6 protein-coding genes and 4 pseudogenes are annotated in these 14496 nt (G+C 54.6%); 7 read left to right on the forward strand and 3 right to left on the reverse strand.

The annotated features are described in order from the left end of the window. The first annotated feature begins 354 nt into the window (after nt 1–354). Nucleotides 355–2292 carry a M23 family metallopeptidase gene (locus tag EKM04_RS03220; protein ID WP_183897886.1) on the forward strand — a complete coding sequence of 646 codons (1938 nt, stop codon included), beginning with the start codon at nt 355–357 and terminating at the stop codon, nt 2290–2292. Nucleotides 2293–2433: 141 nt separating this feature from the next. On the opposite strand, the pseudogene EKM04_RS03225 reads toward EKM04_RS03220, so the two are convergent. Then, nucleotides 2434–3018, reverse strand: a pseudogene (locus tag EKM04_RS03225) (transposase family protein); the annotation flags it as partial. Nucleotides 3019–3267: 249 nt separating this feature from the next. Here EKM04_RS03225 and EKM04_RS03230 point away from each other — a divergent pair. Further along, on the forward strand, nt 3268–4980 hold the full coding sequence (locus EKM04_RS03230; RefSeq protein WP_183897887.1) for an ATP-binding response regulator: 1713 nt from the start codon (nt 3268–3270) through the stop codon (nt 4978–4980). Nucleotides 4981–4991: 11 nt separating this feature from the next. Here the strand turns inward: EKM04_RS03230 and EKM04_RS03235 are convergent, their stop codons facing one another. Beyond that, nucleotides 4992–5624 (reverse strand): LuxR C-terminal-related transcriptional regulator, encoded by a 633-nt coding sequence (locus tag EKM04_RS03235; RefSeq protein WP_183897888.1) that lies wholly within the window; start codon nt 5622–5624, stop codon nt 4992–4994. A 1006-nt stretch (nt 5625–6630) separates the two neighbouring features. Between EKM04_RS03235 and EKM04_RS03240 the strand changes: the two are divergent. The 5 genes and pseudogenes from EKM04_RS03240 to EKM04_RS03260 form a co-directional block, all read left to right on the forward strand. Next, nucleotides 6631–6741 (forward strand): annotated as a pseudogene (locus EKM04_RS03240) (IS6 family transposase); the annotation flags it as partial. A gap of 120 nt (nt 6742–6861) precedes the next feature. Next, nucleotides 6862–7173 (forward strand): transposase, encoded by a 312-nt coding sequence (locus tag EKM04_RS03245; RefSeq protein WP_234911061.1) that lies wholly within the window; start codon nt 6862–6864, stop codon nt 7171–7173. A gap of 26 nt (nt 7174–7199) precedes the next feature. Next, on the forward strand, nt 7200–7475 hold the full coding sequence (gene tnpB, locus EKM04_RS03250; RefSeq protein WP_183897889.1) for an IS66 family insertion sequence element accessory protein TnpB: 276 nt from the start codon (nt 7200–7202) through the stop codon (nt 7473–7475). A 175-nt stretch (nt 7476–7650) separates the two neighbouring features. Further along, nucleotides 7651–9182: pseudogene (tnpC, locus tag EKM04_RS03255) on the forward strand (IS66 family transposase). 30 nt (nt 9183–9212) lie between these two features. Next, nucleotides 9213–9851 (forward strand): annotated as a pseudogene (locus EKM04_RS03260) (IS6 family transposase); the annotation flags it as partial. Nucleotides 9852–9940: 89 nt separating this feature from the next. Here EKM04_RS03260 and EKM04_RS03265 read toward each other — a convergent pair. Further along, nucleotides 9941–13927 (reverse strand): non-ribosomal peptide synthetase, encoded by a 3987-nt coding sequence (locus tag EKM04_RS03265; protein WP_183897890.1) that lies wholly within the window; start codon nt 13925–13927, stop codon nt 9941–9943. Between the last annotated feature and the right edge of the window lie 569 nt (nt 13928–14496).

A 14496-nucleotide genomic window follows, 5' to 3' on the forward strand; every position in this document is an offset into this window, starting at 1 on the left:
ACTTATAGAGGACACCAATCAAACAAGTCAACACACCCAATTCATAAAAATAAAGAAAATGTATAAGATGTTGATTTAGCTGAGGGATTTTGGGGATTTTGTTCCCGTCCGCTGTTTTGAGCGAATTCCTTTTATGTAACACCACCGGAAAACAAGGGTATTCACTCTTCTCCGCTCAGACGCCACGTTTTCGACACCTCTGAGACATATCCCCGGAAACACCGACGCACTGACATATAAGTGCCGGGGTAAAACAGGTGGCAGGAAAACACCAGTTTGACTCCCGCCTATGAAAGTTGCACATCTTCGGCTCAGGGTTTCTGGAGATCAAATGAACAACTGGTCGCGACAAGCATGATGACGGATCGAGACATGGTCCGCTCGCTTGGAACCGAACCGCCTATTTTGGCGGAGGGCCGACGCGCACCTGACCGGCGTGAAATCTCCCTGCGCTGGTTGAGCGGGACGTTTCTCACGGGTATTACCTCTTCTATTCTGATGGGTGTCGCTCTTTTTGCAGCGCTGGACGGGCGCCAGCAGCTTGCCATTCCCGCTGAAGCCTTTGCGCGGGCTGATATGGAGCAGGATGCATCCGAGACAGTTCGGCGCGGAACACGGCTTCTCGGCCAGAACATAGCTGCGCGTCCATCCGACCGCTCGGTGATGGAAGTGTCGACGGTTATTCATGATGGCGACAAGGAAGTGGTGCGCAAAGTACCCTTTTCCCATGTGAAGATCGCTTTGGCGGCCAATTACACCAATCAGGAAGACTATCCTCCTTTCGATCCACTCAATATTTTTGCGACGAATGACGAAGCCTCGCCAGCAGCCAGTCGGACAGGGACCATCTATGGGTCCGAGGTCGAGTCCGAAGTCAGCTTGAAGACGGTTGCGTTTCCGACCAAGCGGAGCCCTCTGGCTTTTGCCGGCTCGATGAGCTTCGATGAGGTGGAAGAGGCTGTCAGGTCCAACGGTTCGATGTTGACCGATGGAAACGAACAGCTGTCCGCGCTTTACTATATTGATCCAAGGCGCTTCGAGGCGACAGAAGACGTGGATATGACTGCCGGGCTCGCTGCACGTGTGGTGGAGCAGAACATGTCTGTGTCCACGCCGCAGGCGCCGACCGTCAAGCTTCAGGAATATGCCGACGACGTGATCCCGGTTCGCCAAGCCGAGACGATGGAGGAAGCTCTGTTTGGCGCAGGTTACTCCAAGGAACAGGCCAAGCAAACCGCGGCAGCTTTAAGCGCGCAAAACGGATCGGCCGATGTTCAGGCTGGCGATGTGTTGCGGATCGGCATTTTGCAAAATGACGAGAAGAGCGACATCGTCCGTGCCAGCCTCTACCGTAAGGCGCGCCACGTGATAACGGTCGCAACGGACGATACCAGACAGTTTGTGCGCGCAAGCGAGCCGCCGCATCTGGATGCAGTCGCAACCGCCTTCGACAGCAGCAATGTACCTCTGACAGCCAACCGCGATCTGCCGCGCGTCTACGATGGCGTTTACCGCGCCGCCCTCACCTACGGCATGAACCAGTCGATGGTAGCACAACTCGTCAAGCTTCTGGCCAGCAGCGTCGATTTCCAGGCGCAGTTGAAACCGACGGATTCTCTCGAGGCGTTCTTCTCGGTTCAGGGGCCGGATGGAAAAGCCACCGATCAGTCGGAACTTCTCTATGTCAACGCCAAGTTCGGCGACAACGAGACACGCTTCTATCGTTTCCAGAATCCGGATGACGGCAGCGTCGATTATTTTGACGGCCAGGGCAAAAGCATCCGCCAGTTCCTGATCCGCAACCCCGTGCCAAACGGGCGCATGACATCGGGCTTCGGCATGCGTCGACACCCGGTGCTTCGCTTCAGCCGCATGCACACCGGCACCGACTGGGCGGCACCGCGCGGAACGCCCATTATTGCCACCGGCAACGGCGTCGTCGAGAAGGCAGGTTGGGCATCGGGTTATGGCAACCAGACGCTGATCCGGCACGCGAATGGTTATGTCTCATCTTACAATCACCAGAATGCGATTGCCAAGGGCGTGACCGAAGGCGCGCGCGTGACGCAGGGTCAGGTGATCGGCTATGTCGGATCGACAGGCCTTTCGACTGGAGCCCATCTGCATTACGAGCTGATTGTCAATGGCACCAAAGTCGATGCCATGAAGGTGCGCCTGCCGGGGGGCAAATCGCTTTCGGGCGAGGCTCTTGCGCGCTTTTCCGATGAAAGACGCCGTATCGACACGCTGCTGAACATCGAGACCAAGCCCGAACAGGTGGCGAGCCGGTAGACGATTTTCTGGCCAGCTCAGTAAGCTACGGTCAAAGTCCCGGCAACCGCTTCGACGCGCGATTGTTCCGACCGGAACGCTCAATGGTTGGTCACCGTGAGCGCGCCAGCGAGCGGTCAGTCCATCGCAGTTTTTCGGCAAGTCGGCGAACGAGATGCCATTGTCGGCCAACACCGTATAAAAGATGTCAGGCACGGCCTCGACCAACTCGTCCAGAAAAGCAGCTGCAGTCACAGTGTTCGCCTTATCTACCATTCTGGCGAACGCGAACGTCGATGTGCGGTCGATCGCGACGCAGAGCTGTAGCTTGCCCTCACCGGTCCTGACCTCAGCGATATCGATACAGCCAATCGGATAGGTCTTGAACTTGCGTTTAGTTTCTTTGTCGCCGGTGATCTCGGCAGTCGGCTGATGCCCTGACACTGCGAGCATCGCGTTAGGTGCGGCATGGTTGCCTGTAGTGCATAGAGGCAGTCGTCGAGCGAGAGCAGCGTGTGCCGCCGGAAGGCGACAAAATCGCCTCCTCCTCGATGGTGAGCACCGTTGAATGCGCATCCTTGGGACCGGTCGGAAAATCCTTGACCGTCGTGCGCTTTTTCCACTTTGCGACGGTCTTCTGGTTTATGCCTAAGCGCCTTGCCAGCGCCCTCAGGCTCTCTTGACTATGCCGTCTCGCCAACGGACCGCCCCTATCGTGCGCGCGCTCCCGTCAAGAATTTGTCCCATAGTGCATCCTTCCATTGCTGGCTGAATAATGCACCATCAAAGACCGGGAGGACAGAATTCGTTTTGGGGACATGGATGCGGTTGGGATAAAAGGGGGCACTCATGGCGCTTTTTGATATGGGCAGCACCATACCCAAAAGACGCCTGATGAAATGCGTCAATTTTGAATCGTCGCGGAAATAGGTCGCTGACAGAAAAGCTTTACGGGATTATGTCACAGGAAATCGGGCGGAAGTTGCAGAGGGCAATATGGCACGAAAAGCGTATTTTCAGCATTTTGTCAGTGGTACAGGTCAAGCAATCGGTCTGTTGCGAACCCGCGAAGACGATAGCGAAGAGGTTAAACAGGCTGTTGTCAGGGTTATAATTTCTGCCTTGGCAGCTTTTTATATTGCACCAACAACTTACAGCGGATTGCGGATTGCTCCACCGACGGGGATAACGGTTCTCTTTTTATTCTATCTGCCGTTTTCATGTCTGGTCTTGTGGTGGATGAAAACCCGTCCAAGCAATCGTCGTTGGCGGCGCACGATCGCCATTTTTTGTGATATGCCTGCACTGACTTACGCAATGTCCATAGGCGGCGATACAATGCTGCCGATATTCGCGCTTTTACTTTGGGTCGCCGTCGGCAACGGGTTGCGTTTCGGTCCTCGATACCTTGTCGCATCAACAGTCGTGGCTCTTCTGTCGATAACTGTCGCTACGATTTTCAATGACTATATGCGACAGAATCCATATATCGTCGTGACGCTGACGGCGACTGCGGTCTTGGTACCAGCCTATATATACGTCTTGCTGGATCGGGTACACCGCGCCTATCAAGCGGCGCAGGAAGCGAACATTTCAAAGTCGCGTTTTCTCGCCCAGGCAAGCCATGATCTTCGCCAGCCGGTTCATGCCATAAGTCTTTTCACGGCGTGTCTTCGCGATGCCAACTTGCAGGCAAGCGAGTTGCAAATGGTTGACAATATAGATCGTTCTTTGCAGAGCGTATCGCGCTTGTTCAAGTCGTTGCTTGACGTCTCTACTCTCGACAGCGGCAAGGTCGTTCCGAGATATGAGGCGATCGCGATTGCAGAGATTCTGGATGATGTGCTGCAGCAAAACAATGAAGCAGCGCACGTCAACGACTGCAAACTCGGTGTCATAAGCTGCAACACCGTTGTTATTACTGATCGTGCATTGTTGACGACGATGCTGCAGAACATCGTAAACAATGCGATCAAATATGCGCCGGGCCGGTCCATCACGATAGGTTGTCGGCGCGAAAACGGTGCCTTGGCTGTGCAGGTCTATGACCAGGGTCCAGGCATTTTGGAGGAACATCAACAAAGAGTTTTCGAGGAGTTCTACCAGGTTCGGGCACGTGGGGATCGGGATGTGGACGGTGTAGGTCTTGGTTTGCCGATCGTGAGACGCTTGGCGCATCTTATGAACATGCAGGTGCGGCTTCGTTCGGTTCCAGAACGTGGCACCTGCGTCACTCTGGCAGGTTTGAAAGTGTCTTCAACGCAGCTTTCAGCACAAGCGCCATTCACACGGCCCCCACGCAACATCGGTATTGTTACTGGGCTGCACGTTCTTCTTGTCGAAGATGATGAAGCAGTCTTGCGAGCAACAGCAAGCCTGTTGCGGAAGTGGGGCTGTGAGGTACAGGAAGAAATCAACATTCCGGTCCAGCCTGGTTCCTGGCATTTGGTGATGACGGACTTCGACCTTGGTGAGGGTAGAACGGGCAGCGACTGCATTGTCGCGGTAAGAACACTGGTAGGTTGGTCCCTGCCAGCGGTGGTCATGAGCGGCCATGATGCCACTCGCGTGCGAGAAGAATTGTCAGATGATAGCATTCCAATTCTGTCAAAGCCCGTGCGCCCTGCAGAACTTCGCTCAATCATCATGGCTGCCTTCTTGGAGTTCAGAGGCCGCAGTCAGGTTTGTAAGCCCCGTCTTGGTGTCTGACCAAAAGATGCCTACAGAGGCCGCGTCTTTAGAAGTCCTTCTGCGACGCCTTGCGTGACTGCCGCGGCACGTGAGGTCACACCAAGGGCTCTGAACAGAGCCGACACGTGTATTCGGACTGTGAAAGGGGAAATACCAAGTTCCAGAGCAATTTCCTTATTCGTCTTGCCCTGAGCGATCAATTGCAAGACGATAAACTGTCTTTCGCTTAATGTAGTCCTGTTCGATGAATGAACTGGCATGTCGTTCGGGAGCAATACGACGAGATCACCAGCTCGCACTGCTTCGAGCCCCTCAAGCATAGCCTGAGGGGAGACGGCCTTGTTAATGAAACCGTTAATGCCACAGGCCATCGCTGCGTTGATCGTCGCTGGATCGTCCGCCATTGTCACGACCACGATCAAGGAACGAGCGAACTCCACTCTCAGCGCGGGTAGCGTGTCCAGGATACTGTGCTTTGAAAAAAAGAGATCCAGCAGAAACATCGAAGGGGGCTCTTTATGGTCTCTCGCGAAGTTGAGAGCCTCCTCCAGCGTCTCGTTGCTCACAACGACAACTTCAGGGAGTTTCCGTCGGATCAATGACGTCATGCCGTCCCGAAAGACTGGGTGATCATCGACGACGACGATTTTTTCTGCGTTCACAAAATCCGCCTCTCCGATCTTCAGGCGAGACCTATAGCAGTGAGTGGTTTCGATGACACTAGCACGTTTGTGCTATGTGTTCGCATCTGCAACAAAAAACCCACGGATGAAAAATTAGAATTATAGCCAGCTAAAAGAGGATGTTTTTGACGACTCAAAGTACTGTGGCTGTAGGATACAATCCCGCTGTCTCCTGTTCATGAAGCGAAACTTATGGCGCAAGTTATAGTGTTGAATATAATCAATTAAATAGATGTAGGTATGTCTGAAGCACGACGCAGTAAGACAGACACATGGACATTGGCCAAAAGCTTGTCGTCTAATAACTGAATGGGTTTTTGCGATGCGAAGGTTATCCGCACGCCATCTTATCGTGTCGGAGAAAGGATGTACTGCTTGCATCTATCCTCGTGTCGTTCTTTCCAACGGCGTGTCAGACGGGGTGAACCAATTACATCCCGGAAAAGTGGTAATTTTGTTAACCTCACCTGCTGATTAGCACATTTGTGCTACTGGGCGATGCTCAACCCTTGTGCGAAGGAAGTTTATTCTTTCTTCGGTTCTGATTTTGCCGAAAGGAAAGAAACAAACACATTTTTGAGAGGGAATAAATGTTAAGAACAGTGACAGTCGGGGTGTGTTCCCTTGTTATGATCGTTGGATTGTCTGGATGCCAGACAGTGCAGGAATCCGCTACCAGCGCGCAGATGACATGCAAAGCACAAGGCCTTAAAGCAGGCACGAAGCGTTATGATCGTTGTGTGGGTGCAACATACCAAAGCAATCGTCAGCAGGCTCAGCAAGCGGAAAATACGGCTGTCGCCGGAGCTGCTATTGGTCTGGTCGGCGGTGCTGTCCTTGGAGCAAGCTTGAACGACCACAATCACTACTATCGGCGTTGTGGGCCATGGAGCTGCTACTAAGGGGCCTGTCGCAAATTTTTGTAGTTAACGTGCTGTTGACCACAACGGTGGAAATTTCGCTCCCGATGTAGCGGAGCGTAGCCATGATTCTGAATGCCATTGCCGAGAAATTGAAGCGCCAGTCGAAGGATGATTTCAAGGGGCGACATTTCGAGGCGTGGCTGATCGTGCAGGCGGTGACCTGGTATCTGCGTAAGCGGCAAGGAGACCCCATCTGGCGCGGCTGATGCTTGGTAGGGTATTTCGGGCATATGAGAGTTCTCTGAATATGAGAATCTATGTCTAGACCTGCGTCTAGCCTTGGGTTGATGCGAATGATCGAGGCGATGCCCGATCGCATTGACGGGTCGCCGCGACAGTTGCGGCGGTTCTGGTCGGACGAATTCAAGGCCACGGCGGTTGAGCAGGCATGTCAGCCCGGTGTGAACATGTCGGCAGTGGCGCGGCAGATCGGGATCTTGCCGTCTCAACTCTACCGTTGGCGTAGAGAATTGTTGGGCAGTGATGAGTCTGGACTAGCAGCGGCAGTTGATCCGCAGAGCGTCGCACCCGACCCCGTCGTCGAAGTCAATATTGACGGTATCGTCGTGCGGGTCGGCCGGCATTTAGAAGAAGTGCATCTGTAGCGTGTCATCCGAGCGGTTCTTTCAGCATGATCCCCGCAGGTGTAAAAGTCTTCTTGGCCAGCCATCCCATCGACTTCCGCAAAGGGCCGGACGGCCTGCTGTCGCTGGTGCGTGATGCTGGCAGTGATCCATTCAACGGCTCGCTTTATGTCTTCCGGGCCGACCGGATCAAGATCGTCTGGTGGTATGGATCCGGGGTTTGCCTTCACGCCAAGCGGCTGGAGAAGGCGCAGTTTTTCTGCGCCGCGGATAGGCTACAACCGAATCCAGCTCAACCATACCCAGTTCATGGCGCTCGTTGACGACATGGACTGGAAACGGGTGCGCTCGGTGGCGGTGAAGCCGCCGGAGATTATTGGGTAAATGCCTGCGGCAAAGTGAATCAACTGCCTGAAAGGGCAGAAAAACCGGAGCAAAATATGCTCTAGTTGTGAGCTTTCATTAGGTTGTCCATTCGGAGCGGATCTAGGAGACGTTATGACGCCGCCCGATCTGCAGCTCCCGGATGATATAGAGACCCTGAACGCCATGGTCCTTGCCATGGCCGAGAAGGCAGGGCGTACCGACGCTCTTGAGAGCGAGGTCGCAGACCTGAAAGCCTTCGATCGTGCCCGCTTTGGCCGGCGATCAGAAAAACTCGGCTCTCCAGGCATCGATGAGGAGCAGCAGGCCTTTGTCTTCGAGGAAATCGAGACCGGCATCGCGGCGATCGGAGCCAAGGTGAACAAGGGTGCCGCCCATGCTGAAAAGCGTCCGCCGCGACCTCGCAAGGGCTTTGCTCCTCATCTGGAGCGGGTCGAAGTGGTAATCGAGCCGGATGAACTGCCCGACCATATCGGCAAACAGAAGGTACTGATTGGGGAAGACGTCTCGGAGCGACTGGACGTCGCGCCGACGAAGTTCCGCGTCATCGTCACCCGCCGACCGAAGTATGCCTTCAAAGATGAAGACGGCGTCATTCAGGCAGCCGCACCCACCCACATCATCGAGGGCGGCATTCCGAGGGAAGCGCTTCTTGCCCAGATCGCGGTCTCGAAATCTACCGATGGCCTTCCGCTCTATCGGCAGGAGACAATCTATGCCCGCGACAAGGTCGAGCTTGACCGGAAGCTGATGGCTCAATGGATGGGCAAGCGCGGCTTTGAACTTGATATTCTGGCCGACTACATCCTCGCCGAAATCAAGAAGGCTGAGCGTATCTTTGCTGACGAGACAACGTTGCCCACACTCGCGCCCGGATCCGGATCTGCCAAGACGGCTTGGCTTTGGGCTTGTGCCCGGGATGACAGACCCATTGGTGGTAGTAGTCCGCCGATGGTTGCCTATCGCTTCGAAGATAGCCGTGCTGGTGATCGGGTCGCCCGGCATCTGAGTGGCTATCGCGGCATTCTGCAGGTTGACGGACATGGTGCCTATAACAAGCTTGCCAGATCCGACGGAGACAATGACGGCGTGATGCTGGCTACTGCTGGTCCCATAGCAGGCGCAGGTTCTATGAGCTCCACGCCTCAGACAGCTCCAAGATCGCCACCGAGACGGTGGAACTGATGGCGAAGCTCTGGCAGGTGGAGGAACCAGCCCGCGGGCAAAGCCCTGACGCCCGTGTCGCCGCGCGCCAAGCGACATCTGCTGCGGTTGTCACGGAGCTCGCCCTCTGGCAGAAGACTCTACCGCGGATATCCGGCAAGTCGAAGCTGGCCGAGGCAATCCGCTATGCCAACTCGCGTCGCTCCATCTTCGAGCGCTTTCTCACCGACGGCCGCATCGAGCTCGACTACAACATAGTCGAGTGTGCAATCCGGCCCCAGACAATTACCAGAAAGAATAGCCTCTTCGCCGGCAGCGATGGCGGTGGAAGGACCCGGGCAACAATCGCCACGCTCTTTCAGACAGCGAAAATGAACAATGTCGATCCGCAGGCTTGGCTAACCCGGACCCTTGAGCGTATAGCCAACGGGTGGCCAAGCAGCCATCTCGACGCACTCATGCCTTGGAATTACGCGCGCTAAACGGTTTCTGCTTGCCGCTTACCTATCTGGCGTTACCCGCTCAGCTATAGAGATCTCGAGGATATGTTCCGCGAGCGGGGCTTCGAGGTCGACCACAGTACCATCAATAGGTGGGTCCTCGCCTATGCGCCTGTCATCGAAAAGCGGCTGCGCCCGTTTCGCCGACCGCATTGTGGCTCAGTGAGGATTGACGAGACCTACGTCAAGATCCGGGGCAAGTGGCGATACCTGTACCACGCCATCGACAAGCAAGGAAACCCGATCGACTTCTTGCTCACGACCAAGCGCGATCTTGACGCTGCCAAACGCTTCTTCCGCAAGATGCTCAAAGATGAGCCGCTGCTATCGCCCCGGAAGATCGGGACCGATGGCGCCAACACGTTTCCGTCAACGATCAAGACGGTCGTCGATGATAGGCTCTTGCATCCGAACCCGGTCCATTATGTAACCAAGCATCTCCAACAAGGCATCGAGAGCGACGACTTCCGAGTGAAGAAGAACATGCCCAAAATCGGCGGCTTCCAGTCATTCAAAACGGCGCGCCGGACGATCGCCGGGTTCGAAGCGATGTCGTGGCTGCGCAAAGGCTTCGGATTTTCCGGCGCGTGGACCGTCAACGACCAGAATAACCTGCTCGTGCGCCTCTTCGGACTTCAAAAGGTTACAAAGCGTGAAAAATCCACACCGCGTGCAGGGTGTCTCAACCGTCTGAGAGGTTTGCGACAAGCCCGTTTTTCGTTTCCAAACTCAGCTGATCCTTAAACCAAAAGTTGTGCCATGTTGTTACTGGGGGTCACGCTTTGGTGTTGCATGCGGTGAGAGATTTTTTTCAGTGAATTCTCCATAAATATGGCCGCTATTTTTTCTGCATTGCGAGGTTCCAGCATCTCTTCATGCAAACAATTGAGGTCGTATTGACGAACTCTGCCAGTCGTATGTGGCCGCCAAGCCTCGACATTGTAATTTAGAATTTTATGAAGCGTTTTCGATGTTATCGGATTTGCGCTGAAGAACCGTATATCGGCGTTGATCCTGCCCGGAACGAAGCGCTGTGCGATATCCAGATGGTGCAGAATAACTTCGCGCAACCGCTCTATAAATGCCGGGTTCTCTCGCAGAATTTCCTTGAATACCGGATTTTCGCGCAGCCTGTATTGCTGGGCCAGGAAGTCGCCAAGAGCCAGAAATGTTGGTTCGGCTCCCATTATGTTCTCATCGAAACCAAGGAAGCCCAGGGCCGACTTCGCTAAGACACTCTCATTATTGAACGTCGCACCTGACGGCGGCATGAATGGATAGGAATCCAGCAGGGCAAGGAACGTGACGTCGTCGCCACTTCTTTCCAACTGCCTGGAAATTTCGTGCGCCACAAGCCCGCCAAAAGACCAGCCGATGATATTATATGGCCCCTCCGGCTGAATGGCGCGGATCCGGCCAAGATAAAGCTTGGCCATTTCCTCGATCGAAGCCGGCATCTTTTCGTTGTTAAGTCCCTCTGCCTGGAAAGCGAAAATGGGGACGTCATGATGAATATGCTTGGCCAAAGAGGTGAACGCCCAGCCCAGACCCATGACAGGATGGATGCAGAACAAGGGTGCATGATGTCCCGTTGCCCGAATGGGCAAAACAGGAACCACAGACGCCGTCTGTTGACGCGGACCGTCCAGATGTTTTGCAAAACTGGCGATGGTCGGCGTATCCACAAAGCTCGACCATGCGACGTCACCATCGAACTTGCGGCTCAAAGCCGATATCATGGACGCCGCAGCGAGGGAATCGCCTCCCAGCTGGAAAAAATCATCGTGAATGCTGATGGTTTCCAGATCGAGTACGTCGCACCACACCTTCGCCAACACCATTTCTGTGGCGGTGCTGGGTTCGACATGGTCGTGAGATATGCGCGCCTGAGGGGCAGGCAGAGCATTTCGGTCGATCTTTCCATTGGTATTCAAAGGCAGGTCTTCCATGACGACATAAATCGCCGGGATCATGTGAGGTGGAAGCGTTCCGGCCAGACGATTAGACAGAAGCTGGGTGTCGATCGTCGACCCTGCTACCGGGGTCAAATATGCCACCAGCTGTTTGCTCTTGCCTGGGTTTTCCCGCAACACGACCACCGTCTGGCGTACCGATCCATTCGACATGATCGCCGCTTCGATTTCGCCAGGTTCGACACGGAAACCTCGGATTTTAATTTGGTGATCGTTTCGCCCGAGATATTCGAGCACTCCATCATTGCGCCATCTGGCAAGGTCGCCGGTGCGATACATGCGTTCTGCGCCCGTCTTGAAGGGGTTCGGTAGAAAACGCTCGGCCGTGAGTTCGGGTTTGTTGAGGTAGCCCTTGGCGACGCCAGCGCCGCCGATATACAGCTCTCCGACACTGCCCGGAGGAACAGGCTGGTGCATTTTATCCAGAACGTAAAGCTCGGTATTGCGGATCGGTCTGCCGATGGGAACACTATCCAGATCAGAGCCGCTGAGTGGCATGCAGGCAGACCAAACCGTCGTTTCCGTAGGGCCATAGAGATTGACCACCGGATGTCCGAGTTTTTCCATCACGTGTGCAAGATCACGAGGCAAGGCTTCACCGCCCACCAGAGGACGCAGACCTTTCAATTCGGCTGCATACTCACTTAAAAGCATACGCCACAATGACGGCGTTGCCTGCATCAACGAGACAGCGTTGCGTTTGATGAGACGATGGAGAGCGGTCGGATCCTTGACCACGCAACGGGTCGCGATGACCGTTGCCGATCCCGCCGTCAGCGGCAAGAAGAGTTCAAGGGTGGCAATATCAAACGCAATCGTGGTGACCGCGACGATGCGATCTTCCGGTTTCAGGACGAGCAGCTCTTGCATGGCCCGGAGGAAATTGAGCAAGGACGCATGGGAGATCTCAACCCCTTTCGGGCGCCCCGTCGAGCCGGAGGTAAAAATCACATAAGCCGTGTCCTGTGGTTCAGGACGTTCGACCATTGCTTCTCCCGAAACATTTGCGGGTTGCTCGTCCAGCAAAATGATCGGTGCCGTGAGAACAGGAAGTGAAGCACGAGCTGTCGATGTGGACAGAACAATGCTCGGCATCGCGTCTTCAAGGATCATCGATAGACGGTCACTCGGATCGGAAGGATCAAGCGGCAGATAGGCAGCACCGGTCTTGGCAACCGCCAAAAGGGCAATCAGCATCTGTTCGTTTCGCGGCGTGGCTATCGCCACCAAGTGCCCGCGGCCGACCCCACGTTTTCTCAGGACCGCAGCCCAGATGTCTGAAGCCTTGTCCAGCCCCTCATATGTCAGATGCCGTTCCTCGAAAATGAGCGCCACCGCATGCGGTTGGCGCTCAACCTGTCGTTTGAACAAATCGAGCCAGGTAGCGTCTTCGATGGGCGCGTTTGTGTCATTCCAATCATAGAGAATACGCTGGCGCTCGCTCGCCAGAAGCAACGAGATGTCACAGACTGGCCGATCAGGATTATCAAGTATATCGGAAATCAGGCGAAGGAACCGGTCTTTGTGCTCCTCCAGCTCTTCCAGGGTGTAGAGAGCCGGATTTGCGTCAAAGTCGATGTGCAGATCACCTCCGTCGCCACGGTCATAGGCGAAAATCGTGAAATCAGTCATCGTGCCGTTCGACAGGTTATGTGCGGTCGCAGCATGTCCATCGAACCGAAGATCATAGTCGAAAGGTTCAATGTTCACACCCAGACGCGCTATCTGCTCATCCTGGCTGTTGAAATTGAGATCGCGCCGCATGTCTTCGTAGCGATATCGCTGGTAACGCAGGGCCCGCATCATCTGACCGGAAGATTGCTTGACCAGATCCCGCCATGAGAGCTCCGGGCTGATCTTGAAACGGAGCGGGACCGCATTGGCCACCATACCAGGTATTCGGCGTACGGAGCCACTGATGCGGCCTGTAACCATCGTGACCATCGTCAGGTCGTAACAATCGGTGGCGCGGGCATAATAGGTGGCGACTGTTGCGATCAGTGCCTGTGGCAGGCTCGCACCTTGCTCTTTTGCCTTTTGATGTAGCCTTTTGACGTCGTCTTTGCCAAGCGTTGCCCTCAGCCGCAGCAAACCACCCGAGGGAACCTCGCTTCGCCGCGCAAGCGTAACCGGCGGCGAAATACCCGTCATCTGCTCCAGCCAATAGGCTCGGTCGCGTTCGAAATGGACGGAGCGGCGATAATTGTCTTCGCTTTCCAGCAGTTCGTGAAGCGACCCGAAGTCATAATCTCCGACGGCCTCGCCACGCACCATCGACGTGTATATTTCGGCCTGACGGCGCGCCAGAAGCCCCCCGGAAAAGCCATCGAAAAGAATATGGTGGACCCTGTGGTACCAAATCCAGTGATTTTCGCTGATCTTGATCACGGCGCTGGACCAGAGATCATCTTCTTCGAGATCGAGGCGGCCTGCCAGTTCCGAGCGCATCCAGACATATGCTTTTTCCAGCCCATCGGGATCACCGCTGAAATCAAGCACGTCGAAATCCCTGCGCGCATATGGAGTTATGATCTGCCGAGGCGTGCCATCGATTTCCATGATGCGCAGACGCGTCGCGTCCACCTCTTGAGACAGACGCTGTAGCGCCTGACAAAAGATATCCGGCGATATGGGACCGGCGATTTCTATCGCCTCGGCAAGCACGAAACTTAAATCTGGCGGGGATAACTTCTCCTTTACCCACATGCCTGTTTGCGCGACTGAGAGCGGGTGCGATTTGAAATGCCTGTCCATCGAATGATCCTTCGTAAAATCGAGTAGGCAAAAATTCGGCCAGACAGACAGGCGCAACAACGCGTCGCGCTGTCACCAACGCTGCGGTGCAAGAGTTGTCTGGATTTGTGCTATGTGCAGAGCGGTGGATGTGTAAGCCAACTTACTCTGCTGCAGTGCACACTACAGAAGCATGTTTATTTTACAAGCTGAAGGTGCGATTTGAAATTAAACCCTTATGAGTTTATAGTTGACAGGTATTATTGAAAAATTCCGACAAAATTACAATCTACCGGGGGTATATTCTGTGTTGCCGGACCAACACCAGCAAGAAAACACAGTAGTATTAACGCCTCGAATCTCGTTATAATTCAATCCTAAGGAGTCAATATAAAATATAAAATTATTACGGGTAATTTTTTCGGTGGCGATCCTGTCGCAGTGCAAGGCGACGATCAGGCTCGCCGACAACCCAAGAAAAGACGAAAGCGCGGCGCCTTTATGCTTCGGCTCCCTGTTGGTGTGACGGGTGGAAGGCCGCTTACAGCAAGGGGTTTTACTGGTGTTCGTGGCACACAACGGCCTATCCA

Source organism: Rhizobium skierniewicense Ch11 (assembly GCF_023757665.1).
In the GTDB taxonomy this organism is placed as follows: Bacteria; Pseudomonadota; Alphaproteobacteria; order Rhizobiales; family Rhizobiaceae; genus Agrobacterium; species Agrobacterium skierniewicense.